This is a genomic window from Actinomycetospora sp. (genome assembly GCF_036497245.1).
In the GTDB taxonomy this organism is placed as follows: domain Bacteria; phylum Actinomycetota; class Actinomycetes; order Mycobacteriales; family Pseudonocardiaceae; genus Actinomycetospora.
On sequence record NZ_DASXJS010000062.1, the window covers coordinates 1 to 22,451 of the forward strand.

The 22,451-nt window shown below is 73.7% G+C and carries 23 protein-coding genes; 13 read left to right on the plus strand and 10 right to left on the minus strand.

Annotation, left to right across the window (positions count from 1 at the left end):
• The 4 genes from VGI02_RS06700 to VGI02_RS06715 all read left to right on the plus strand — a co-directional run.
• The coding region (locus tag VGI02_RS06700) for an acyl-CoA dehydrogenase family protein (protein ID WP_331626507.1) at positions 1 to 1,191 on the plus strand (1,191 nt) is incomplete at its 5' end.
• 136 nt (positions 1,192 to 1,327) lie between these two features.
• A complete protein-coding gene (locus VGI02_RS06705; RefSeq protein WP_331626508.1) occupies positions 1,328 to 2,302 on the plus strand; it encodes a pseudouridine synthase in 975 nt (324 codons plus the stop codon).
• Complete coding sequence (locus VGI02_RS06710; RefSeq protein ID WP_331626509.1) at positions 2,299 to 2,802, plus strand: 2'-5' RNA ligase family protein; 504 nt, start codon at positions 2,299 to 2,301, stop codon at positions 2,800 to 2,802. Before VGI02_RS06705 ends, VGI02_RS06710 begins: the two co-directional genes overlap by 4 nt.
• A 28-nt stretch (positions 2,803 to 2,830) precedes the next feature.
• Positions 2,831 to 3,877, plus strand: coding sequence for an NAD(P)H-dependent flavin oxidoreductase (locus VGI02_RS06715; RefSeq protein ID WP_331626510.1), 1,047 nt, complete (start codon positions 2,831 to 2,833; stop codon positions 3,875 to 3,877).
• Positions 3,878 to 3,892: 15 nt separating this feature from the next.
• Here VGI02_RS06715 and VGI02_RS06720 read toward each other — a convergent pair whose 3' ends face one another.
• Together VGI02_RS06720 and VGI02_RS06725 are read right to left on the minus strand one after the other, a co-directional pair.
• Positions 3,893 to 4,402: a hypothetical protein gene (locus VGI02_RS06720; protein WP_331626511.1), complete on the minus strand. Its 510-nt coding sequence runs from the start codon at positions 4,400 to 4,402 to the stop codon at positions 3,893 to 3,895.
• A 139-nt stretch (positions 4,403 to 4,541) separates the two neighbouring features.
• Positions 4,542 to 4,811: a hypothetical protein gene (locus VGI02_RS06725; RefSeq protein WP_331626553.1), complete on the minus strand. Its 270-nt coding sequence runs from the start codon at positions 4,809 to 4,811 to the stop codon at positions 4,542 to 4,544.
• Positions 4,812 to 4,844: 33 nt separating this feature from the next.
• Here VGI02_RS06725 and VGI02_RS06730 point away from each other — a divergent pair, with 33 nt between their 5' ends.
• Both VGI02_RS06730 and icmF read left to right on the plus strand, forming a co-directional pair.
• Positions 4,845 to 5,426 carry an NUDIX domain-containing protein gene (locus VGI02_RS06730; RefSeq protein WP_331626512.1) on the plus strand — a complete coding sequence of 194 codons (582 nt, stop codon included), beginning with the start codon at positions 4,845 to 4,847 and terminating at the stop codon, positions 5,424 to 5,426.
• 71 nt (positions 5,427 to 5,497) lie between these two features.
• Complete coding sequence (icmF, locus tag VGI02_RS06735) at positions 5,498 to 8,740, plus strand: fused isobutyryl-CoA mutase/GTPase IcmF (RefSeq protein ID WP_331626513.1); 3,243 nt, start codon at positions 5,498 to 5,500, stop codon at positions 8,738 to 8,740.
• Positions 8,741 to 8,810: 70 nt separating this feature from the next.
• Here icmF and VGI02_RS06740 read toward each other — a convergent pair whose 3' ends face one another.
• The gene (locus tag VGI02_RS06740; protein WP_331626514.1) at positions 8,811 to 9,116 is read right to left on the minus strand and encodes a hypothetical protein; all 306 of its coding nucleotides are present in this window, start codon (positions 9,114 to 9,116) and stop codon (positions 8,811 to 8,813) included.
• The gene (locus VGI02_RS06745) at positions 9,113 to 9,334 is read right to left on the minus strand and encodes a hypothetical protein (protein WP_331626515.1); all 222 of its coding nucleotides are present in this window, start codon (positions 9,332 to 9,334) and stop codon (positions 9,113 to 9,115) included. The genes VGI02_RS06740 and VGI02_RS06745 overlap by 4 nt, the downstream gene beginning before the upstream one ends.
• 99 nt (positions 9,335 to 9,433) lie before the next feature.
• Between VGI02_RS06745 and VGI02_RS06750 the strand changes: the two genes are divergently transcribed.
• The gene (locus tag VGI02_RS06750) at positions 9,434 to 10,249 is read left to right on the plus strand and encodes a mycofactocin-coupled SDR family oxidoreductase (protein ID WP_331626516.1); all 816 of its coding nucleotides are present in this window, start codon (positions 9,434 to 9,436) and stop codon (positions 10,247 to 10,249) included.
• On the opposite strand, the gene VGI02_RS06755 is transcribed toward VGI02_RS06750, so the two are convergent.
• Positions 10,236 to 11,624, minus strand: a complete 1,389-nt coding sequence (locus VGI02_RS06755) for a WS/DGAT domain-containing protein (protein WP_331626517.1) — start codon at positions 11,622 to 11,624, stop codon at positions 10,236 to 10,238. The two genes, VGI02_RS06750 and VGI02_RS06755, sit on opposite strands and share 14 nt — an antisense overlap.
• Positions 11,625 to 11,694: 70 nt before the next feature.
• On the opposite strand from VGI02_RS06755, the gene VGI02_RS06760 reads away from it, so the two are divergent.
• Entirely contained in the window at positions 11,695 to 12,540 is an 846-nt protein-coding gene (locus VGI02_RS06760; RefSeq protein ID WP_331626518.1) for a helical backbone metal receptor, read from the plus strand.
• A gap of 32 nt (positions 12,541 to 12,572) precedes the next feature.
• Here VGI02_RS06760 and VGI02_RS06765 read toward each other — a convergent pair whose 3' ends face one another.
• Together VGI02_RS06765 and glsA are read right to left on the minus strand one after the other, a co-directional pair.
• The gene (locus VGI02_RS06765; RefSeq protein ID WP_331626519.1) at positions 12,573 to 13,334 is read right to left on the minus strand and encodes an SDR family NAD(P)-dependent oxidoreductase; all 762 of its coding nucleotides are present in this window, start codon (positions 13,332 to 13,334) and stop codon (positions 12,573 to 12,575) included.
• A gap of 46 nt (positions 13,335 to 13,380) precedes the next feature.
• On the minus strand, positions 13,381 to 14,493 hold the full coding sequence (glsA, locus tag VGI02_RS06770; RefSeq protein WP_331626520.1) for a glutaminase A: 1,113 nt from the start codon (positions 14,491 to 14,493) through the stop codon (positions 13,381 to 13,383).
• A gap of 77 nt (positions 14,494 to 14,570) precedes the next feature.
• Between glsA and VGI02_RS06775 the strand changes: the two genes are divergently transcribed.
• Positions 14,571 to 15,413 (plus strand): LLM class F420-dependent oxidoreductase, encoded by an 843-nt coding sequence (locus VGI02_RS06775; RefSeq protein ID WP_527249124.1) that lies wholly within the window; start codon positions 14,571 to 14,573, stop codon positions 15,411 to 15,413.
• A gap of 12 nt (positions 15,414 to 15,425) precedes the next feature.
• Positions 15,426 to 15,836, plus strand: a complete 411-nt coding sequence (locus VGI02_RS06780) for a TIGR03668 family PPOX class F420-dependent oxidoreductase (protein WP_331626551.1) — start codon at positions 15,426 to 15,428, stop codon at positions 15,834 to 15,836.
• Between the two features lie 152 nt (positions 15,837 to 15,988).
• Here the strand turns inward: VGI02_RS06780 and VGI02_RS06785 are convergent, their stop codons facing one another.
• Entirely contained in the window at positions 15,989 to 17,191 is a 1,203-nt protein-coding gene (locus VGI02_RS06785; protein WP_331626552.1) for an MFS transporter, read from the minus strand.
• A gap of 193 nt (positions 17,192 to 17,384) precedes the next feature.
• On the opposite strand from VGI02_RS06785, the gene VGI02_RS06790 reads away from it, so the two are divergent.
• Positions 17,385 to 18,290, plus strand: a complete 906-nt coding sequence (locus VGI02_RS06790) for a LysR family transcriptional regulator (protein WP_414638209.1) — start codon at positions 17,385 to 17,387, stop codon at positions 18,288 to 18,290.
• On the opposite strand, the gene VGI02_RS06795 is transcribed toward VGI02_RS06790, so the two are convergent.
• Together VGI02_RS06795 and VGI02_RS06800 are read right to left on the minus strand one after the other, a co-directional pair.
• Positions 18,256 to 19,044, minus strand: a complete 789-nt coding sequence (locus VGI02_RS06795; RefSeq protein ID WP_331626523.1) for a type 1 glutamine amidotransferase — start codon at positions 19,042 to 19,044, stop codon at positions 18,256 to 18,258. The genes VGI02_RS06790 and VGI02_RS06795 overlap by 35 nt on opposite strands.
• Positions 19,041 to 20,318, minus strand: coding sequence for a MurT ligase domain-containing protein (locus VGI02_RS06800; RefSeq protein ID WP_331626524.1), 1,278 nt, complete (start codon positions 20,316 to 20,318; stop codon positions 19,041 to 19,043). Before VGI02_RS06800 ends, VGI02_RS06795 begins: the two co-directional genes overlap by 4 nt.
• A 70-nt stretch (positions 20,319 to 20,388) precedes the next feature.
• Between VGI02_RS06800 and VGI02_RS06805 the strand changes: the two genes are divergently transcribed.
• Together VGI02_RS06805 and VGI02_RS06810 are read left to right on the plus strand one after the other, a co-directional pair.
• Entirely contained in the window at positions 20,389 to 21,075 is a 687-nt protein-coding gene (locus VGI02_RS06805; protein WP_331626526.1) for a response regulator transcription factor, read from the plus strand.
• Positions 21,076 to 21,078: 3 nt separating this feature from the next.
• Positions 21,079 to 22,434 carry a HAMP domain-containing sensor histidine kinase gene (locus VGI02_RS06810; RefSeq protein WP_331626527.1) on the plus strand — a complete coding sequence of 452 codons (1,356 nt, stop codon included), beginning with the start codon at positions 21,079 to 21,081 and terminating at the stop codon, positions 22,432 to 22,434.
• Positions 22,435 to 22,451: the final 17 nt, after the last annotated feature.

Here is a 22,451-nt window from a genome sequence, read left to right on the forward strand (position 1 = left end):
GGCGTCGAGACGATCGCGCCGACGACGAGCGTGTACCTCACGCCGGAGCGGCTGGAGATCCAGCGGACGGCGCGCACCTTCGCCATGGAGGAGGTGCTCCCGCTCGCCGACGAGCTCGACCCGCAGCGCGGGGAGATCCCCGATGCGCTCCTGGCGAGGCTCGCCGAACTGGGCTACTTCGGGATCATGCTCGACCGCGAGCACGGCGGGCTCGGGCTCGGGGTCTTCGAGTACTGCCTGATCTGCGAGGAGCTGGCGCGGGGCTGGATGAGCGTCGCCAGCATCATCGCGCGCGGCAACGGCACGGGGTGCGCGTCGCCGGACGAGGCCCGGCGCTCCGAGCTGCTGCGCCGGTCGGCGAAGGGTGAGTGGATCGGCGGCATCGCGTTCTCCGAGCCGGAAGCGGGCTCCGACCTGGCGAACGCCGACTGCGCGGCGGTCCGGGATGGAGACGAGTGGGTCGTGACCGGCACCAAGCGCTGGGTCGGCCACGCCGAGCGGGCGGACTTCCTGCACCTGCTCGCCCGCACACGGCCGCCCGCCGAGGGCGAGGGCCGCTCGGACGGGCTCGAGCTCTTCCTCGTGGAGAAGTCCCGCGGGTCCTTCCCGGACGGCGTCTCCGGCACCCCGATCGACAAGATCGGCTACTTCGGACTGACGACGTGGGAGCTGCGCTTCGACGGGCTGCGGCTGGCCGGCGACGCGCTGCAGGACACCGGGCAGGCCGAGGGGCAGGGGTTCAAGGAGAGCCTGCGCTGGCTCGGACCGGCACGGGTGCAGACGGCAGCACGTGCGGTCGGGCTCGCGCGGGCGGCCGTCGAGGACGCGGCCGCGTACTGCAGGCAACGCGTGCAGTTCGGGCACCCGATCGGCGATCAGCAGGTGATCCGGCACGCGATCGCGGACATGTCGGCGCAGGTCGAGGCGGCGCGACAGCTCTGGATGCACGCGGCGTACCTCCTGGACTCCGGCGAGCAGGCGAACGTGGAGACCTCCCAGGCCAAGCTCGTCGCCTCCGAGATGGCCGAACAGGTGACGAGCCAGGCGCTGCAGATCTTCGGCGGCAACGGCTACACCACGGAGTACTCGGTGGAGCGGTACTGGCGCGACGCCCGGCTCACCAAGATCTTCGAGGGGACCTCCGAGATCCAGCGCAAGATCGTGTCGGACGCGCTGATCCCCGGCGCCTGACCCCGCCCGCACGAGGGGAACCCTCAGGCGGATAGAGCGATCGGATCCTCCCCTCGCGCGCGGCCGGGTCGGGCACGAGGGGAACCCTCGGGCGGCTAGAAGGGCCCAGGGTTCCCCTCGCGCAGAATGGGAGGCGATGCGTCCACCGGCCTCCCTCCCCCCGCGGTTCGGGCTGGACCCCGCGCGGATGCGGATGCCGGTGTCGGACCAGTGGTCGACGATCCGCGACCACCTCGTCGGGCGGGTCCCCCTGCCGGCCGCGGAGATCGACGCGATGTTCGCGGACGGCCGCTTCCACGACGCCGACGGCCCGCTCGGGGCCGACGCGCCGTACGTCAGTGGCGGGTCGGTCTGGTTCCACCGCGACCTGCCCGACGAGGCGCCGGTGCCGTTCGCGGTGGAGGTGGCCCATCGCGACGACGACGTCCTCGTCGCCGACAAGCCGCACTTCCTCGCGACGATCCCCCGCGGGCGCCACATCCGGCAGACGGCCCTGGTCCGGCTGCGCGACGAGCACCGGTTGCCCGAGCTCTCCCCCGCCCACCGGCTCGACCGCGTGACGGCGGGGCTGGTGCTGTTCGTGGTGCGCCGCGAGCGGCGCGGCGCCTACCAGAACCTGTTCCGCGACCGCCGCGTCGACAAGACCTACACCGCGATCACCCGCTACGACCCCACGCTCCCGACGACGACCGTGGTGCGGTCCCGGATCGTCAAGGAGCGCGGGATCGTCACCGCGGCGGAGGTGCCCGGCGAGCCGAACGCCACGACCGGGATCGAGCTGCTCGACCACCGCGACGACGGGCTCCTCGGCCCGATCGCGCGGTACCGCCTGACGCCCCACACCGGACGGACCCACCAGCTGCGCCTGCACCTGGCCTCGCTCGGGATCCCGATCCTGGGCGACCCCTTCTACCCGCAGCTGCGCGACGTACCCCTCGACGACTTCCGCACGCCGCTGCAGCTGCTCGCCGCGACGCTCGCGTGGCCCGATCCGGATTCCGGCGAACGCCGCGTGGTGCACAGCCGGCGCACCCTCCGGGCCTGGGACGACCCGGCCGGTTGGCTCGCGGGCCCCGCAGCGGCACCGGAAGTGGGCACTCTGTCCCCGTGACCGACCCTCTGATCATCAGTGCCGTGCTCGCGGCCGACGCCCAGGACGACCTCGATGCGAAGCGACGTCGCTGGTTCCCCTCCGACCGGCTGCACGTGGGCGCCCACATCACGCTCTTCCACGCCCTGCCCGGGGAGCGGCTCGAGGAGCTGCAGGGGGCGCTCGCCACGCTGGTCGAGCGGCCGCGCCCCTCGCTCCACGTGGGCGAGCCGTTCAAGATGGGGCGCGGGGTGGGGCTGCGGCTGCAGTCGTCGGCGCTCGAGGGGCTGCGCGGCGCGATCGCCCGCCGCGTCGCGGACGACCTCACCGACCAGGACGCCCGGCGCTGGCGCCCGCACGTGACGATCCAGAACAAGGTCACGCCCGAGGAGGCACGGCGCACGCTCGAGACCGTCCGGGAGTCCCACACCGAGTACGACACCCAGGTCGATGCGCTCGCCCTGTGGCACTACCGTGGCGGGCCGTGGGAGGCGGCGGGGGAATTCCGGTTCGGGTCGTGATCGGGACGGACGTCCGCGGAGCATGTCCGTGAGGGCCGAGGGGTCGGGTGCGCTGCCGGTCGTGGCGGCCCCGATGGCGGGTGGCCCGTCGACCCCGGAGCTGGTCGCGGCGGTCACCGAGGCGGGCGCCTACGGCTACCTCGCGGCGGGCTACATCACCGCGGAGAAGCTCGCGGCCCAGATGGCCGAGCTCCGCGAGCGCACCGCCGGGCGCTTCGGGGTGAACCTCTTCCTGCCCCCGACCCGGTCGCGCACCGGCCGCGAGCAGCGCCGTCGCGACACGGCCGTCGACGCCTACGGCCGGCAGCTGGCCCCGGAGGCCGAGGCCCTCGGAGCGGAGCTGGGGAACCCCCGTCCCGACGTGGAGCCGGACGCCGGCGACGCGCTCGACGCGAAGATCGCGGTGCTCGCCCAGGACCCGCCGGACGCGATCAGCGTGACGTTCGCGCTGCCCGACGCGGCACGCCTCGCCGCTCTGCGCGCCACCGGGGCCGCGCTGGTCGCGACGGTGACGAACGTCGACGAAGCACGCGCGGCGACCGACGCCGGGTTCGACGGGCTGTGCGTGCAGGGCGCCGAGGCGGGCGGGCACCGAGGAACGCACGACGAGGCGGACATCCCGAACGACACCGACACCCTCGACCTGCTCGCCGCGATCCGCCGGGCGACCACCCTGCCGATGATCGCCGCCGGCGGGATCGCCGACACCGCGGCCGCCCGCCGGGCCCTCGAGGCGGGCGCGGTGGCCGTGCAGCTGGGCACGGCGCTGCTGCGTTGCCCGGAGGCCGGCACCTCGGCGACACACCGCGAGGCCCTCGCGGACCCGTCCTTCTCGGGCACGACGGTCACCCGCGCCTACACCGGCCGTCCGGCCCGCGCCCTCACCACGCGGTTCGCGGTGGAGCACGGCCCGGCCGCGCCCGCCGCCTATCCCGAGGTGCACCACCTGACGCGGCCGATGCGCGCCGCTGCCGCGGCGGCCGGTGACACCTCCCGGCTCCATCTCTGGGCCGGGACCCACTTCCGGAAGGCCGCCGCGATCCCCGTCGCGGACGTGGTGCGCGGCCTGGTGTGAGCCGGGGTGCCTGCCTCAGCGCCCGGCGAACCAGGCGTTGGTGGCGGGAGCGAACAGCAGGACCAGGACCGCGGACTGCAGCGCGAGCCCGACGAGGGGCACGACCACCGCCCAGGCGACCACGCAAAAGGCCAGGGCGACGAGGGCGCCGATCGCGGTGAGCACCGCCAGGGTCACCCGGGCGACCTCGCTCCCGCCCCGGACCATCCAGGCGAGGCCGAGCCAGCACGCGTCGACCACCACGGTCACGCCCAGCAGCAGTGCCGCGGCAGCCACGCCTTCGCCGGAACCGGTGTCGACGGCGAGCAGGAACATCGCGAGGACGGCCGCGCCGAGCAACGAGCAGACCACCTGGGCCAGGGCCACCCAGAAGACCGCGGACACCGTCGCGGGTCGGGGTCCGGAGGGGCCGGGCGGGACCGTCGACCCGACCGCGGGCGGCAGACCGGCGGGCGGAGCCTGGGGTGGGAGGACGGTGGTGGCATGACAGAGGGCGCGCCGACCGGAGTACGCAGGGAGGGGCACGGTGTGAAACTAACTCTCCGTGAACAACGAGGGAAAGAAGACTGGCAGATATCGCCACGCCTCGTGACGGAGTGCGACCGAACGCGCCAGCCTCGCCCGTCCCTCGCGTGAGGGACGGGCGGCTGGACGGCCGGATCGTCTAGAAGTAGGTCTTCCGGCCGCCGATCCCGCGGCCCACAGCCCCGAGGATGGTCAGCACGAGGCCGACGATCGCCAGGATCGCGCCGATCGTGTACAGGATCGAGATGCCCGTGACGGCCCCGATGATGATCAGGATGACGCCGAGGATGATCATGAAATTCCCTCGTCTCTCTCCGACCAGGCGGCCGGTGACCTCCTGATACCCGAGCGTGACGTGGTGAACACACAAGAACCTCAGATCACCGATCCAGGTGACGACGATGTACACGAATCGTCGCAGGCTGAGACAGAAGTGACCGGCGTGACACCCGCCGACGCGTGGACCACCCACGGGGCCACAACCGCGTGGTCGGCGCCCGGCCCGGCCGACGACGCGGGCCTCCGGGTCGAGGTCCACGACGTCACGGCACCCGAGGGCGACCGTTTCGACTACCCCGTCGTCCACCTGCCGCGGGTGGCCGTGGCCCTCGTCGTCCGGGCGGGGGAATCCGGCGAGGAGGTGCTCATGCTCCGCACCTACCGCTATCCGGTGAACCGGTACGGGTGGGAGCTCCCCGGCGGCGGGGTCGACGACGGCGAGGAGGCCCGGGCGGCGGCCGCCCGCGAGGCCGCCGAGGAGACCGGTTGGCGGCCGCGCGGCCCCGGGAGGCCGCTCATCGAGTTCGAGCCGCTGCCGGGAGGGGTGTCGACGACGGTGCACGTGCACCTGTGGCGCGACGCCGAACCGACGGGCGAGCCCCTCGACCGCCACGAGCCGGGCCGGGCCCGGTGGGTGCCGATCTCCGACGTGGTTCGGCTCGCGGGAGCGGGCGAGCTGCTGGGCGCGGGGACGCTCGTCGGCCTCCTGCAGTACGTGGCGGAGGGCACGAGGTCTCGCAAATAGTCGGACGTCCTACTATATTGGAGGTCGGCGTCATCGGGACGCCTGCGTCGACGAGCGAGGACGATCACTCCATGGCCCAGCAGAGCGACCTGCACGTGCCGACCAACCCGATCCGCGTCGTCACCGCGGCGAGCCTGTTCGACGGGCACGACGCGGCGATCAACATCATGCGGCGGATCCTGCAGCGCCAGGGCGCCGAGGTGATCCACCTCGGTCACGACCGCTCCGTCGACGACGTGGTCTCCGCGGCCGTCGAGGAGGACGCCCACGCCGTCGCCATCAGCTCGTACCAGGGCGGGCACGTCGAGTACTTCACGTACCTGGTCGACCTGCTGCGCGAGCGCGGCGCCGGGCACGTCCGCGTGTACGGCGGTGGCGGCGGGGTCATCGTCCAGCGCGAGATCGACCAGCTGCACGCCCACGGGGTGTCGCGGATCTTCTCCCCGCAGGACGGCCAGACCCTCGGTCTCCCGGGAATGATCAACATGATCATCCGGGAGTGCGACGAGGACCTGTCCGCGCAGGCACCCTCGAGCTGGGAAGGGCTGTTCACCGGCGAGCGCGCGGTCGTCGCCCGCGCGGTGACGATGGCCGAGTCGGGCGCCCTGCCCACCGAGGTCCGCGAGCGCATCGACGCCGCCAACACCGACCGCCACGTCCCGGTCCTCGGGATCACCGGCACCGGTGGGTCCGGCAAGTCGTCGCTGACCGACGAGCTGGTCCGCCGCACCAGGATGGACCGGGAGGACAAGCTCAAGGTCGCCGTCCTCGCCGTCGACCCCACGCGTCGCCGGGGTGGCGGGGCGCTGCTCGGCGACCGGATCCGGATGAACGCCCTCGGCGGGCCCATCGCGTTCCGGTCGATGGCCAACCGCGGCTCGGGCACCGCGCTGCCCGAGCGCCTCGCCGACGTCATCGCCGTCCTGCGCGCCTCCGGTGCCGATCTCGTCGTCGTCGAGACCCCCGGCATCGGCCAGGGGGACGCCGGGATCGTCGAGTTCGCGGACGTCTCGCTCTACGTGATGACGCCCGAGTTCGGGGCCGCGTCGCAGCTCGAGAAGATCGACATGCTGGACTTCGCGGACGTCGTCGCGATCAACAAGTTCGAGCGGCGCGGCGGTGACGACGCCCGGCGCGACGTCGCCCGCCAGCTGGTGCGCAACCGCGACGCGTTCGGCGCCTCGTGGGAGGACATGCCGGTCTTCGGGACCAGCGCCGCGACCTTCCACGACGAGGGCGTCACCGCGCTCTACGGGAAGCTGATGTCGCTGCTCGGCGAGCACGGGCTCGGGGCGGGCGAGGGCCGGCTGGAGATCCCGGACACCGCGGTCTCCACCTTCAGCGCGTCGGCCATCCCGGCCGATCGCGAGCGCTACCTCGCCGACGTCGCCGCCACGGTGCGGGGCTACCACGACGAGACCGAGTCGATGGTCGTCGCGGCCCGGCGCCGGTCCGCGCTGCGGCAGGCCCGCGAGGCGCTCGGCGACCGGGACGCCGGCGACCTGCCCGCCGTGCTCGAGGACGCGGAGCGGGATCTGCCGCGCGAGGCGTCGGAGCTGCTCGACGGCTGGGAGCAGACCAAGGAGGACTACGCGGGCGACGAGCTCGTCGTCCACGTCCGGGACAAGGAGCTGCGCACCCGGCTGACCCGGGAGACGCTCTCCGGCTCCAAGGTCAACCGCGTCGCGCTGCCGCGCTTCGGGGCCGACGAGGAGGTGCTGCGGTTCCTGCGGGTCGAGAACCTGCCGGGGCACTTCCCGTTCACCGCAGGCGTCTTCGCCTTCAAGCGCGAGGGTGAGGACCCCGCCCGCATGTTCGCCGGCGAGGGCGACGCGTTCCGCACCAACCGGCGGTTCCACTACCTCTCGGAGGACTCCGAGGCGAAGCGGCTGTCGACGGCGTTCGACTCGGTCACCCTCTACGGCCGGGACCCCGCCACTCCCCCGGACGTCTACGGCAAGGTCGGGACCAGCGGCGTCTCGATCGCCACGCTCGACGACATGAAGGTGCTGTACTCGGGCTTCGACCTGACCTCGCCGACGACGTCGGTCTCGATGACGATCAACGGCCCGGCGCCGACGCTGCTCGCGTACTTCCTCAACACCGCGATCGACCAGGTCGTCGACGCGTTCGTCGAGAAGGAGGGTCGCGACCCGTCGGAGTCCGAGCGGACGGACCTCGTCGCCCACGCCGTCGCCAACGTGCGCGGGACGGTGCAGGCCGACATCCTCAAGGAGGACCAGGGCCAGAACACCTGCATCTTCTCGACCGAGTTCTCGCTGCGGATGATGGCCGACATCCAGGAGTGGTTCATCGCGCACCAGGTGCGCAACTTCTACTCCGTGTCGATCTCCGGCTACCACATCGCGGAGGCCGGGGCGAACCCCATCTCGCAGCTGGCGTTCACGCTGTCGAACGGGTTCACCTACGTCGAGTCCTACCTCGCGCGCGGGATGGACATCGACGACTTCGCTCCGAACCTCTCGTTCTTCTTCTCGAACGGGATGGACGCCGAGTACTCCGTGATCGGGCGGGTCGCGCGCCGCATCTGGGCGGTCGCGATGCGCGAGCGCTACGGCGCGAACGAGCGCTCGCAGAAGCTGAAGTACCACGTGCAGACCTCGGGCCGGTCGCTGCACGCGCAGGAGATGCAGTTCAACGACATCCGGACGACGCTGCAGGCCCTCTGCGCCCTCTACGACAACGCGAACTCCCTGCACACCAACGCCTACGACGAGGCCGTCACGACGCCGTCGCAGGAATCGGTGCGCCGGGCACTGGCCATCCAGATGATCATCAACAAGGAATGGGGACTCTCGCTCAACGAGAACCCGCTGCAGGGCTCGTTCGTCATGGAGGAGCTCACCGATCTCGTCGAGGAGGCCGTGCTCGCGGAGTTCGACCGGATCGCCGAGCGCGGCGGGGTGCTCGGCGCGATGGAGACCGGCTACCAGCGCGGGAAGATCCAGGACGAGTCGATGCTCTACGAGGGCCGCAAGCACGACGGCTCGCTGCCGATCATCGGCGTGAACACCTTCCTGCCGCCCCCCGACGCCGAGGACGCCGAGCCGCCGAAGGAGATCGAGCTCTCCCGGGCCAGCGAGGACGAGAAGACCTCGCAGCTCCAGCGCCTGGACGACTTCCAGGCGCGGCACTCCACCGAGTCGGCCGACGCGATGCGGCGCCTGCAGGACGCCGCGACCGCCGGGGAGAACGTGTTCGCCGAGCTGATGAACGCCGCGCGGGTCTGTTCGCTCGGTCAGCTCACCGACGCGTTCTTCGAGGTGGGCGGGCAGTACCGGCGCTCCATGTAGGTGGCCTACGGCCTCGTGAGCACTTTCCGGTGCTATAGCACCGGAAAGTGCTCACGAGGGCTCCGCCCACCTACAGCTCCAGGACGGCCCGGAGCGAGGTGTCCACGGCCTCCATCTGCTCAGTGGTCGCCGTACCGAGGCGCTCGACCAGCAGGGAGCGCGGCGAGCGGTCGAGCAGGAGCGCGAAGGCCCAACCGTGCGGGGCGATCTCGACCGCGAGGAGCGAGCCCGGATCGGTGTCGACGACGTGGAGGGCGTAGCAGGCCGCGAGGTCGTCGTTCTCGTTCACGACGTCGGCGGAGACGACCAGACGGACCGTCGACTGCCCCGCGCGCTGCAGGACAGGGGCATAGCGGTAGACCTCGCCCCGCCTCACCGATCGCGCCAGGCGCCCACGGACTCCTCGGCCGCGTCGGCCTCGTAGGACGGGTGCGCCTGGAACCACGACGCCGAGGCCCGAGCCGCCTCCCGCAGTTCGTCCTCACGCACCAGTCGCTCGAGGTAGCCCGACGCCCCGCCCGGTGTGTCGACGCCGCGCGCCCGCACGCGCCGCGCGATCTGCTCGACGAAGCTCACGGTCATGCGCTCGCTCATGCACACCACCATACGCAGCTCCGTACGAGCGGAGCCGGGCGTAGCCTTTTTTGGCAGTCACTGCCACCGTGGCGGTGCGTCGAGGACACGGGAGTCGACATGGCGGGACGGGTCGCGGGCAAGGTCGCCCTGGTCACCGGGGCGGCGCGCGGACAGGGGCGCGCCGACGCGGTGCGCCTGGCCGGCGAGGGTGCCGAGGTCGTCGTGGTCGACGTGTGCGGGCCGCTGCCCGGGGTCGACTACGCCTCGGCCACACCCGCCGACCTCGACGAGACGGTCCGCCTGGTCGAGGCCGGTGGCGGGCGGGCGGTCGCCGGGCAGGCCGACGTCCGCGACCTGGAGGCGCTGCGCGGAGTCGTCGACGATGCCGTCGAGGTGCTGGGCCACCTCGACGTCGTCGTCGCGAACGCCGGCATCTGCATCCCGCGGGCCTGGCACCGCATCACGCCGGAAATATTTCGGGACACGCTCGACGTCAACGTGGCGGGAGTCTGGAACACGATCATGGTGGGGGCACCGCACCTCGTCACGGCCGGCGGCGGCTCGGTGATCGTCATCAGCTCGGCGGCCGGGCTGAAGGTGCAGCCGTTCATGGTCCCGTACACGACGAGCAAGTGGGCGGTGCGCGGCATGGCGAAGGCGTTCGCCGCCGAGCTGGCGCAGCACTCGATCCGGGTCAACAGCGTGCACCCGACGGGGATGGCGACCGGGATGGGCAGCGGGGCGATGCAGGCCGCGCTGGGCGAGGCGATGGCGGAGAACCCCCGCCCGGGTGCCATGTTCACCAACATGCTGCCGGTCGAGATCACCGCGCCGGAGGACGTCGCCGAGACGGTGCTCTTCCTCGCCTCCGACGAGTCGCGGTTCATCACCGCGCACGAGATCGCCCCGGACGCGGGCGTCACCGAGTTCTGAGCCGGGCGAGCTCCTCCTCGAGCGCCTCGGTGAACCGGTCGACGCCGGCCTCCCCGCCGAGCAGCCCGAGGTCCGCGTCCACGCCGAGTCGGATCCGGCCCGCGTAGGACAGCACCGACACCCCGAGCCCGAGATCGCCGGAGCAGGGCACCCAGAACATCACGTCGCGCACCCGGGCCCCGTCGATCGTCAGCTCCTCGAGCGGGCCGGGGACGTTGGAGATGATCAGCGAGGCGGCCCGGGCGTAGCGCCGGACCAGGCCCTGGGTGAACGACGCCGACGCGAGCCCGGCGCCGGCGATCCCCGCGAAGGTGGCCAGGGCCTGGTCGGTGCGCTTGATCGTCGCCATGGCCCGGTGCATCCGCTCGACGCGGCGCGCGGGGTCGGCCTCGTCGGTGGGTAGCGGCGGCAGGACCAGGCCGAACTCGTTGCCCAGTTCGTCGGAGATGGGCTCGTCGAGTGGGCGCAGGTTGGACGGCATCACGGCACGCAGCCGCGGGGCGCCCTCGCCCAGGAAGGTCCGCAGCGCGCCGGCGATCGCGGCGCAGACGACGTCGTTGACGCTCCCGCCCTGTTCCTTGCCCGCCGCCCGGACGTCGTCGAGCGGGACGGCGCTGGTCCAGCGGGCGGCCTTCGCGACGCCCGGTCGGCCCTGCAGCGCCGACGGGACCTCGCGCGGCGGACGGGCGAGCAGCGCCGCGGACGAGCGCACCGCCCGTCCGGTGGCGACCAGTTCGTAGGCCCCCTCGGGCGTGCTGACGCGCCGGACGGTGTCCCACAGCGACGACGCCCGCTCGCGGATCTCGCGGTGCAGCAGGCGCAGGTCGTGCCCGCGGGCCGGGTGGCGCGGCGGTGCGGCGTACGCCGCGGGGGTGCACGGGTCGGCAGCGCCACCTTCATGGGCGTGGTCGGCGAGGGCGTGGAAGAGGTGGTTGAGCGCCACTCCGTCGGCCAGCCCGTGGTGGATCGCGACATGCACGGCGCTGCCGCTACCGCCGTCGTCGCCCCGGTATCCGGTCACCAGCTCCATCCGCCACCACGGCCGGTCGGTCGGCAGCGGGCGCGACATCAGCTCGCCGATCCGGCCTTCCAGAGCGGCGTCGTCGCCGGGCTCGGGGAGCGCCATCGTCGTGACGTGGCGCTCCAGGTCCGGCGGGGCGTCGACCCAGCGGGCGGGGCCCGCGGGTCCGGCGGGCCACGTCGGTCGTTGCCGCAGCCCCGGGTACACGGCGACCCACCGCTGCGCCACGCGCTCCCGCAACGCCTCGAGATCCACCGGCCCGGCGCAGAACAGCAGGCCGTGCACGACCATCCGGTTGGTCTCCCGGTCGAGCTGCAGCCACGCCGTGTCGATGCCCGACGCCCACCGATCCATCGGAACCCCTCCAAGTGTGAGGGACGGACGGTACCGGCTGACCTCGGCCATCCCGTGCCGGAGGGCCCGGATGACTGGCACGATCGAGGGCATGGCCGAGCAGACGACGCGTGAGACCGTCCGCGACGACCTGGGGGCCGGGGTGCCGGTGCCCACCCGGGTCCGGCGCGTCGTGAGCCTCGTCCCCTCCCTCACCGAGGCGATCGGGGTGACCGAGCCGGGCCTGCTCGTCGGGGTGACCGACTGGTGCACGCACCCGCTCGACCTCGACGACACGGGCTCCGCTCCCCCGGCCCGGATCCGCGGCACGAAGAACCCCGACGTCGAGGCGATCGTCGCGCTGGCGCCCGACCTCGTCGTCGCCAACGAGGAGGAGAACCGTCCCGCCGACCTCCAGGCGCTCCGCGACGCCGGCCTGCCGGTCTACGTGACCGACGTCCGCACCGTCGACGGCGCCTTCGCGAGCCTCGACGGGATGCTCGCGGCGTGCGGGCTGGAACGACCGGCGTGGCTCGAGGGCGCCGAGAAGGCGTGGGCCGACCTGCCCCGCGTCACGGCGGCCGACCGGCGGACCGCGATCGTGCCGATCTGGCGCAAGCCGTGGATGGCCGTGGGGCGGGACACCTTCACCGGCGCGATCCTCGACCGCCTCGGTATCGACAACGCCCTCGCCGACGGCGGGCCGACCGCCGAGCGCTATCCGCGCATCGACGTCGACGATCTCCCGCCGCACGACCTCGTCGTCCTGCCCGACGAGCCGTACACGTTCACCGCCGACGACGGGCCGGAGGCGTTCGCGGCGCCGTCCGCGCTGGTCAGCGGCCGACTGCTCACCTGGTACGGGCCGAGCCTGCTGGAGGCGGCCAGGACGATCCCCGGTGCGCTCCGCGCTCGTGAGCACCACGTGCGGCCGTAGCCGCACTTTCTGCTCACGAGGCCGCAGGCCACCTACGACGTCAGCAGGCCACCCTCGACCGGCAACGTGATGCCGGTGACGTAAGACCCGGCGTCGGAGGCGAGGAAGACCAGCGCCGCGGCCAGCTCGTCGGGATCGCCGATGCGCCCGGCCAGCACGCGCGGCAGCTGGGTGTCGAGGTAGCCCTCCTGGTAGGAGTCGGTCATCTCGGAGGTGAAGAACCCGGGGGCGAGCGCGTTGACCCGGATGCCCTTGCGCGGGGTCCACTGCTGCGCGAGGTCGCGGGTCAGCCCGATCAGCCCGGCCTTCGACGCGGAGTACGCGGCCTGCGGCAGACCCGCCGTCGTGAGGCCGAGCACCGAGGAGATGTTGACGATCGAGCTGCCCGGGGTCATGACCTTCGCCGCCGCCTGCGCCATCCAGTAGCAGCCGTTGAGGTTGGTGTCGATCACCTCGCGGAACTGCTCCGGGGTCTCCCGGGTGGCCGCCACGGCGGTCCCGACCCCGGCGTTGTTGACCAGGACGTCGACGTGGTCGAACTCGGTCATCGCCGCGTCGACGAGGGTCTGGCAGTCCTCGGGCACCGCGACGTCGGTGCGCACCGCGACGGCCCGCCTGCCGAGCTTCTCGACGGCGGCCCGGGTCTCGTCGAGCTTCTCGATGCGCCGGGCACCGAGGACGACGTCGGCACCGGCCTCGGCGAGGGTGCGCGCGAAGACGGCCCCCAGCCCGGAGGAGGCGCCGGTGACGATCGCGACGCGGTCGTCCAGTCGGAAACGATCGAGGATGCCCACGCCCGGCACCGTAACGGGCGGCGTGCCGAGGAGCGGCGTCCCGTGGCTACGACCGGGCCTCGACGACGGCGGGCGGGGTCGCGCCCTCGTGGTCGTCGCCCGACTCCTCGTCACGCGGGTCGGGGTCGAGCGCTCCCGGCTCGGGCTCGGGCTCCGGTTCGGGCCAGACCCGGCCGCCGAGGCGCCCGAGCTGGGTCTCGCCGGGGTCGGCGAAGATGTGCAGCCCGAAGCGGTCGGAGAGCTCGCGGCAGACGTTGACCCCGCGCACCGAGTTGCCGTGGATGTCGAGGCCCGGGGAGAACACGCCCAGCCCGACCTGGTTCGGGATGCTCGCCATGATCCCGCCGGAGACCCCGCTCTTGGCCGGGATGCCGACGTCGTTGGCCCACTGGCCGGCCGCGTCGTACATGCCGCAGGTGAACATCACGCCGATGACGTCGCGGACGTAGGTCCGGGGCATCGCCCGCTCGTCGGTGCGCGGGTTGATCCCGCCGTGCGCCAGCGTGGCCGCCGCGACGGAGAGCTCCGCCGTCGTGACCATCACCGAGCAGGCCGAGAGGTAGACGGCGAGGATCTCGGCGACCTCGCCGACGAGCATCCCGAGCGAGCGCATGTAGTAGCTGATGCCGAGGTTGCGGTCGGCGTCGGCGAGCTGGGCCTCGAGCAGCTCCTGGTCGACCTCGAGGTCCGGGTTCCCGGTGTAGAGCCGCATCCGCTCGAGGAGGCGCCCGACCTTCTCGTCGACGTCCGCGCCGCCGACGATGTCCGCCGCGACGAGGGCGCCTGCATTGACCATCGGGTTGTGCGGGCGCCGGTTGAACTCGTCGAACGCCAGCGAGTTGAACGGGTCGCCGGAGGGCTCGACGCCGACCCGGGTGAGCGTCGCCTCCCGGCCGTTGTCCTCGAGGGCGAGCGCGTAGGTGAACACCTTGGAGATCGACTGGAGCGGGAAGCGGTGCTCGTGGTCGCCGACGGTCCACTGGGTGCCGTCGACGTGGGTGCCCGCCAGCGCGAACAGGTCGCGCTGCGAGATCGCCTCCGGCGGGTGATAGGTGACGACGTCGGCCGTCCCCATCCGCGCCTGGCGCTCCAGCAGCTGCTCGAGCTGCTCGCGCGCACGGCGCACCTCCTGCTCGGTGAGGGTCTCGTCCCAGGCCACGCGCGCATGATGGACCACGAACCCGGGGGTGCGCTCGTCCCGGTGTGGCCGAGCGCCCTTCCGGGGACTCCCGGGGTGTGGATCACGGCATCATGATGTTCCCGACGGACGAAGCGATCGACCCGGCGAGCCTGGCCCGGGAGGTGGAGGACCGCGGCTTCGACTCGCTGTGGTTCCCCGAGCACTCCCACATCCCGGTCGCGCGGACGTCCCCGTACCCCGGCGGCGGCGACCTGCCCCGGATGTACGTGCACACCTACGACCCCTTCGTCGGGCTGATGGCCGCGGCGGCCGCGACGACGACGCTCAAGGTCGGCACCGGCATCTGCCTGGTCATCCAGCGCGACACGATCCACACCGCCAAGGAGGTCGCGTCGCTGGACCGCCTGTCGAACGGGCGGTTCCTCTTCGGGATCGGCGCGGGCTGGAACCGCGAGGAGATGGCCGACCACGGCACCAACCCGAAGACCCGCATGCGGCTCATGGGCGAGCAGGTCAAGGCCATGAAGGAGCTCTGGACCCGGGACGAGGCGGAGTTCCACGGCGAGTTCGTGGACTTCGACCGCTCGTGGTCGTGGCCCAAGCCGGTGACGCAGCCGCACCCGCCGGTGCTGATCGGCGGCATGGGCCCCGGCGTCGAGGACCGCATCCTCGACTACGGCGACGAGTGGATGCCCCAGCGCGTCGGCCCCGACAACCTCGACGAGTTCGCGCAGCGCGCCGACGCCCTCCAACAGCGGGCCGCCGACGCCGGGCGGGGCCGGATCCCGATGTCGCTATTCGGTGCCGAGACCTCGCCGGAGGCCCTCGACGGATACCGGCGCATCGGGATGGACCGCGTGATCTACGGGGTCAGCTCCTCCGACCGCGACACCGTGATGAAGCAGCTCGACGAGCTGGCCCCGCTGGTCGGGAGCTGAGCGGTGCCGACCCTGGGCCCGGACGACGCGCGGGCACGGTTCGCCGCGGCGCGCGTCGCCCGCCTGGCCACGGTCTCCGGTGCGGGGGTCCCGCACCTCGTGCCGGTCGTGTTCGCCGTGGTCGGTGAGCGGGTCCTCGTCGCCGTCGACGGCAAGCCCAAGCGGACGCGGGCGCTGCGCCGGCTGGCGAACATCGCGGAGGACCCCGCCGTGTGCCTGCTCGCCGACGAGTACTCCGAGGACTGGTCGGCGCTGTGGTGGGTCCGGGTGGACGGGTCGGCGGTGGTGCGTGACGACGACGAGGCGCTGGTGGAGGCGCGGGCCCTGCTCGGGGCCCGGTACCCGCAGCACGTGGCCGACCCGCCGGAGGGCCCGGTCATCGAGGTGACCGTGTCGCGCTGGTCGGGGTGGACGGCGTCGTAGGCCCCGCCAGTCGTTGATCAACGGGTACACATCGGCCTCCCGAGGCCGATCGAGCCCGACGAGTACCCGGTGATCATGCGGCCGGGAGCTCCGCCATGAGCGAAGGGCACCTCCGGTCGAATAGATCGACCGACGGTGCCCTTCGCTCGGGATCAGGCCGGGACCGGGGCGAGGACCGGGGCCCCCTCGCGGCGCCGGGCCCGGCGGGTGTGCACCTGCATCCCGCCGCTGACCATCAGCACCGCGAGCCCGACGACGGCGAGCACCGCCCCGACCACCGCGGGCGCCAGCAGTCCGAACCCGGCCGCGATGACCATGCCGCCGAGCCAGGCGCCCAGCGAGTTGGCCACGTTGGAGGCGGACTGGATCGCCGCGGAGGCCATGGTCGGGGCCTCGCCCACGATGTCCATGATCCGGGTCTGGATCGCCGGCCCGAGGGCGAGCGAGAACATGCCCGCCCCGAACAGCGATGCGACGGCGAGCAACGGCGTCCCCACGGTCAGCGGGAACGTCGCGAGCACCACCGCGAGCAGGACCAGGCAGCCGCACAGCGTCTTCAGGGGCGCGCGGTCCGAGAGCCGCCCGCCGATCACGGACCCGGCGGTCATCCCCAGCCCGACGACGGCCAGCAGCAGCGTCACGACCGACGGGGAGAAGCCGCCGACCTGCGTGAGCATCGGGGTTACGTAGGAGTAGCAGGCGAACATCGCGCCGAAACCGAACACGACGGCGCCGAGCGAGAGCAGCACCTGTGGGTTCCGCATCGCGCCGAGCTCGCCACGCAGCGCGGCGCGGCCATCCTGCGCCGGCGCGGCGTCGGGGACGAACGCCCAGACGGCGGCCACCGCGAGCAGCCCGATGACGCCGATGAACGCGAAGGTGGCGCGCCACCCGGCCTGCTGACCGAGCAGGGTGCCCAGCGGGACACCGGCCACGTTCGCGATGGTCAGGCCGAGGAAGACCTTCGACACGGCGCGCGCCCGGTGGGACCGGTCGACCATCGAGGCCCCGGCCACCGACGCGGCGCCGAAGAACGCGCCGTGCGGCAGCCCGGTGAGGAACCGGATGAGCAGCAGCGAGCCCATCTCCGGGGCGAGCGCCGAGAGCAGGTTGCCGACGGCGAACGTGCCCATCAGCGCGATCAGCACGGTGCGTCGGGAGAAGGACACCGTGGCGCCGGCGAGCAGCGGCGCACCGACGACGACGCCGAGTGCGTAGGCCGAGATGAGGTGGCCGGCCTCCGGGACGGTGACGCCGAGACCCGCGGCGACCTGGGGCAGCAGCCCCATGATCACGAACTCGGTGGTGCCGATGCCGAACGTGCCGACGGCGAGGGCGAACAGCGACAGGCCCACGGGGAGACGGGTGCGGTCACCACCGGGCCGGAGCGCGGCGGCCCAGGAGGAGTCGGCACAGTGGGAGGGGAGCACGGCAGGTCCTTTCGGGATCGATCAAGCAACGCCGTGATCCATGGTTCGACGCACGAGGCCATAAGTCGAAGAACCTCAGGGGTCGACTCCATAAGCTCAGTTCATGCACGCTGGTCAGATGCCGACGCTGCGCCAGTTCGAGGCCTACCTCACGGTCGTGGACGAGGGCTCGTTCACACGCGCCGCGCAGCAGCTCGGGGTCTCCCAGCCGGGGCTGTCGCAACAGGTCGCGGCCCTGGAGCGGGAACTGGGGGCGTCACTGTTCAGCCGCCTGCCCCGCTCGGTGAGCCTGACCCCCACCGGCCGGGCGCTGCTCCCCCACGCGCGGGCCTCGGTGGACGCGGCGGCGCGCGCGACCACGGCGGCGCGCTCGGTGGCGGGCACGTCGGCGGGCGAGCTCCGGATCGCGGCGGTCTACTCGGTGGGGCTCGGCCTGCTCCCGGGCGTGCTCACGCGGTGGCGCGCCGACCACCCCGGCGTCGGCGTCCGGCTGCTCGAGCACCGCACCGCCGAGACCCTCACCGCCGCGATGCAGGGTGGGCAGGCCGACGTCGGGATCGGTCCGACGCCGGCCGGCTGGCGCGGCCGGGTCCGGATCCTCGGCACCGAGGAGCTCGTCGTGCTCCTGCCCGCGCAGGGACCGCCCGACGTCCGCGGCCACGAGATCGACCTCTCCCGGCTGGCCGACGTGGCGTGGGTGCAGTACGGCCCGGGCCACGAGCTCTCGGCGGAGCTGGACGCCGCGGCCCAGGCCGCCGGGTTCCGGCCGAAGGTCGCGGTGCGCACCGAGCAGACCGCGATGGCCCCGCAGCTCGTGGACGCCGGGATCGGGCCCGCGCTGGTGCCCGCGGGCATCGTGCCGTCGTCGTTCGGCGGGCGCATCGCCCGGCTCGTTCCCCGCGCCGAGCGGGAGCTGGCCGCGACCACGGGCCCCGAACCCGACACCCTCACCTCACGCTTCGTGGCCCTCCTGGCCCGCAGCGCGGTGCTCATGCCCCCGCACGTCGCCGAACGCCTGTCCTGACGCCGAGGTCCTCGCCGCGGGCGTGCAGCCGCAGGGCCGTCGACACCGGCATCCCCTCCGGCACCTCCAACGGGGGCAGCTCCCCGACGGCCCGGGTGAGCAGCAGGTCCGCGAGCGCCGGGTTCCGGGCGAGGACCGGGCCGTGCAGATAGGTCCCGACGACGTTGCCGCGGCCACGGTCGGACACCGCGCCCTCGAGGCGGTCGCCGGTGCCGTTGCCCGCACCGCCGGGGCCGCGGCCGACCTCGCGCACGCGGGCCAGCGGCGCCGCGTCCGGGCCGAGCTCGGTGATCCCGCCGTGGTTCTCGAACCCCTCCAGCGGGCCGGACAGCCCGTCCACCAGCGGGTCCGCCACCACGTCGCCGATCCGGCGCGGCCCGCCGCCGGGCCGGGTCTCGAGGTCGAGCACGCCCACTCCCGGCACCCGGGTCCCGTCGGCGACGGTGAACGCGGTGCCGAGGATCTGCAGCCCCGCGCAGACCGCGAGGGTCGGCGCCCCGCGGTCGAGGGCGCGGCGCAGGCCGATGGAGTCGCGCAGCCGGTCGCAGGCGAGGACCTGGGCGGCGTCCTCTCCCCCGCCGAGCACGTAGACGTCGCCGCCCGACGGGACCGCCTCGGTCCAGCCGACGGTGAGCACGCGCCCCTCGATCCCGCGCCAGCGCAGGCGGGTCGCCAGGACGGCGGCGTTGCCCGCGTCGCCGTAGGTGCCCAGCACCTCGGGGAGCAGCAGGACGACGGTGACGGGCGCGCTCACGTCAGGGCCCGGGCGGCGTCGTGGAAGGCCGTGTAGTTGCCGACGAGGTCGACCTCGCCGAGGGTGTCGCGCGTGGCGGCCACCGCGTCGTCGGCCAGCCGGTGGTCCACCCCGGCGTAGGCCAGGCGCACCGACACGTCGGCGGCCCGCTCCCCCGCGGCGACCAGCGGGTGCCGCGCGAGCCGCTCGAACGGCACGTCCCACAGCCACGACACGTCGCGGCCGTCGGCCTCGCGGGAGTTGACGGCGACGACGACGGGTCGCGGCGGACCCTCGTCGAGCAGGTCGAGGACCTGGGCCCAGCCCGCGGGGTTCTTGGCGAGCAGCAACCGCGTGGTGCCGCCGGGCCGGGTGACGGTGCGGTAGCGCCCGCCGACCTGCTCGAGGTCGCGCAACCGGGCGGCGGCGACGGCGGGGGCCACCCCGAGCTCGGCGCCGACCGCCAGCGCGAACACCGCGTTCAGTCGGTTCGCGTGCCCCGGCAGCTGCAGGTCCAGCGGGGTCGCGCCGCCTCCGGGCCCCCGCACGGTGGGCACCTCGTCGTCCTCGACGAGCGCCCAGTCGCCCTCGGGGCGGGCCAGCCCGCACGACGAGCAGGCCCAGCGCACGCCCGCATGGGTCACGGCGCCGTCGCAGTGCGGGCACACGCCCGCGTCGCCGGTCCAGCGCGTCGGCGAGGACACCCAGAGCGGCGATGCGGCCCGCAGGCCCGCGCCGGCGCACAGCACGTCGTCGGCGAACGCCACGACGCGCGCCGTCGGGTGCGCCGCGACCGCGTCACCGACCCGGCGGGCCACGGTGCGCACCTCCCCGACGCGGTCGAGCTGGTCGCGACTGAAGTTGAGCAGGACGATCACGTGGGGATCGGTGGCCGCGGCCACCTCGCCGAGGTAGGACTCGTCGACCTCCATGACGGCCACCGGCGGGGTCCCCGCCGGGCCGGAGGCCGCCACCGAGAGGGCATCGAGCAGCGCGGTCGTGATGCCGTCGGGCATGTTCGCGCCGAGGTGGTTGGTGGCGACCTCGCGCCCGGCGCCTCCGAGCACCCGGGCGATCATCGAGGTGGTCGTGGTCTTGCCGTTGGTGCCGGTGACCAGCACGACGGTGCGCCCGGCCGCGAGGCGGGCTAGCACGCGTCGGTCGAGCACCGTGGCGACCCGGCCGCCGATCACCGCGCCGTGGCGGCCCGTGGACCGCGCCACCGCGCCGACCAGCCGGGCAGCAGCCACCGCGGCGCGGGCCTGCAGGGGCAGCCGTGCCGGTCGTCGGGACATCACGGCGGAATCGTGCGCGGGTCCGGGTTAACGGTCGGCAAGGCGAACCGCGACCGTACGGTGGTCCGCTGTGGCCGAGCTGTGGGTCGTCGAGGACGACGAGACCATCCGGGGGGTGCTCGCGTCCCGGCTGGAGGCCGAGGGCCACCGGGTCCGTCCGTTCGCGGACGGTGGGTCGTCGCTCGACCGGTCGCTCCCGGGCCCGGATCTGGTGCTGCTCGACCTCGGGCTCCCCGACCTCGAGGGCGCCGAGGTGTGCCGGCGGCTGCGCCTGGCCCACCCCGACGCGGTGATCGTCGTGCTCACGGCCCGCGCCGACGAGATGGACGTCGTGGTGGCCCTCGAAGCGGGTGCGGACGACTACCTCACCAAGCCGGTGCGCTACACCGAGCTGACCGCCCGCCTGCGCGCCCACCTGCGCCGGGCGGGTGCGGCGCTGCCCGAGGGGTCGGCCCGCGGCGGGCGCATCGTGCTCGACGACCTGACCATCGACCTCGCCGCACGCACCGTCAGCCGGGAGGGCACCGCGCTCGCGCTGCGGGCGAAGGAGTTCGACCTGCTGGCCCGCCTCGCCGCCGAGCCGGGCGCCGTCGTCACCCGGGAGGCACTGATGAGCGACGTGTGGGACGAGCACTGGGCGGGGTCGACGAAGACCCTCGACGTCCACATCGCGGCGCTGCGCCGCAAGCTCGGGTCCCGGCCGGCGATCGTCACCGTCCGCGGACACGGGTACCGCCTCGAGCGGCCGGAGGGCTGAGGGGTGCAGGCGCGGATCATCCGGTTCGCCGTCGTGGTCTCCATGGTGGCGATCACCGTGTTCGGCCTGCCGCTGGCCGTCGGTGCGGCCCGGTACTACGTCGTCGACGAGCAGAGCGACCTCGAGGGCGACGCGCAGGTCGCCGCGGACGGCATCGCCGGGGTGCTCGCGGCCGGGGACGTCCCGGTGAACGTCTCCCCGGTGTCCGCGGAGAGCCCAGCGGCGGTCTACGGCCTGGACGGGCGCAAGATCACCGGGGACGGTCCGGACCGGCTCGCGCCTGCTCTCGCCGGGGCGCTGACCGGGCGCGTCGTGCGCACCACCGAGGAGGGCGACTACCTCGTCGCCGTCCCGGTGCTCGACGGGGACCGGCGGGTGGGCGTCCTGCGCGCGTCGCGCGAGGGGGCGGAGTCCGTCGAGCGCACCGGGGTGACCTGGGCGGTGATGCTCGTGCTGGGGATCGCCGCGGTGGCGGGCACGCGGCTGGTCGCCCGGCGCCTGGCGGTGCGGCTCTCCGCGCCCCTGGAGGTGCTCGCCGCCGACGCCGCCCGGCTCGGGGAGGGCGACTTCACCGTCTCCGAGCCGGCCCCGACCGGCCGTCGCGATCCCGCGCCGGAGATCGCGGCCGTGCACCGTTCGCTCGCCGTCACCGCGACCCGCCTCGACGAGCTGCTCACCCGCGAGCGCGCGTTCTCCGCCGAGGCCTCGCACCAGCTGCGCACCCCGCTCGCCGGGCTGCGACTGCGCCTGGAGGAGGCGGCGAGCCTGCCCCCGGGGTCCCCCCTGGTCGCGACGGCCGTGGACGGGGCCCTCGAGGCGGCCGACCGGCTCGACCGCACCGTCGAGGAACTGCTGCGCCTGGCCCGCGAACCGGTCGGGGCGCGGCGCGAGGAGCTCGCCGTGGACGACCTCGTGGACCGGGTGGTCGCCGAGGTCCGGGCCGACGGGGTGCCCGACGGTCGCACGATCGCGGCGGGGGTCGAGGACGCGGATCTGCGCGCCCGCGCCTCGGGGGCCGCCGTCCGCCAGATCCTCGCGGTGCTGGTGGAGAACGCGATGGTCCACGGCACGGGCCGGGTGACGCTGACCGCCCGGGACGCGGGCCCGGCGGTCGCGCTCGACGTCGCCGACGAGGGCACCCTCGCCGTGGACGAGACGATCCTCTTCGCGCATCGGCCCGGGGACGCGGACGGGCACGGCATCGGCCTGGCGCTGGCCCGCCGGCTCGCCGAGGCACAGGGTGGCCGGCTGCGGCTGCGCTCGTCGACGCCCACGACCGTCACCCTCCTCCTGCCCTCCGGGGACGTCCCGGACCAGGAACCGCCTTCCGACGACAGTGCGACCGACGGCGGGGCGTGAGACGCGGCCCGCGGGGG

Excerpts from the sequence above, each read along its gene's own strand:
- VGI02_RS06745 (WP_331626515.1), bottom strand. The coding sequence starts at position 9,334 with ATGAGCGAGCGCATGACCGTGAGCTTCGTCGAGCAGATCGCGCGGCGC.
- VGI02_RS06790 (WP_414638209.1), top strand. The coding sequence starts at position 17,385 with ATGCCGACGCTGCGCCAGTTCGAGGCCTACCTCACGGTCGTGGACGAG.
- VGI02_RS06800 (WP_331626524.1), bottom strand. The coding sequence starts at position 20,318 with ATGTCCCGACGACCGGCACGGCTGCCCCTGCAGGCCCGCGCCGCGGTG.
- VGI02_RS06755 (WP_331626517.1), bottom strand. The coding sequence starts at position 11,624 with ATGGATCGGTGGGCGTCGGGCATCGACACGGCGTGGCTGCAGCTCGAC.
- VGI02_RS06705 (WP_331626508.1), top strand. The coding sequence starts at position 1,328 with ATGCGTCCACCGGCCTCCCTCCCCCCGCGGTTCGGGCTGGACCCCGCG.
- icmF (WP_331626513.1), top strand. The coding sequence starts at position 5,498 with ATGGCCCAGCAGAGCGACCTGCACGTGCCGACCAACCCGATCCGCGTC.
- VGI02_RS06760 (WP_331626518.1), top strand. The coding sequence starts at position 11,695 with ATGACTGGCACGATCGAGGGCATGGCCGAGCAGACGACGCGTGAGACC.
- VGI02_RS06750 (WP_331626516.1), top strand. The coding sequence starts at position 9,434 with ATGGCGGGACGGGTCGCGGGCAAGGTCGCCCTGGTCACCGGGGCGGCG.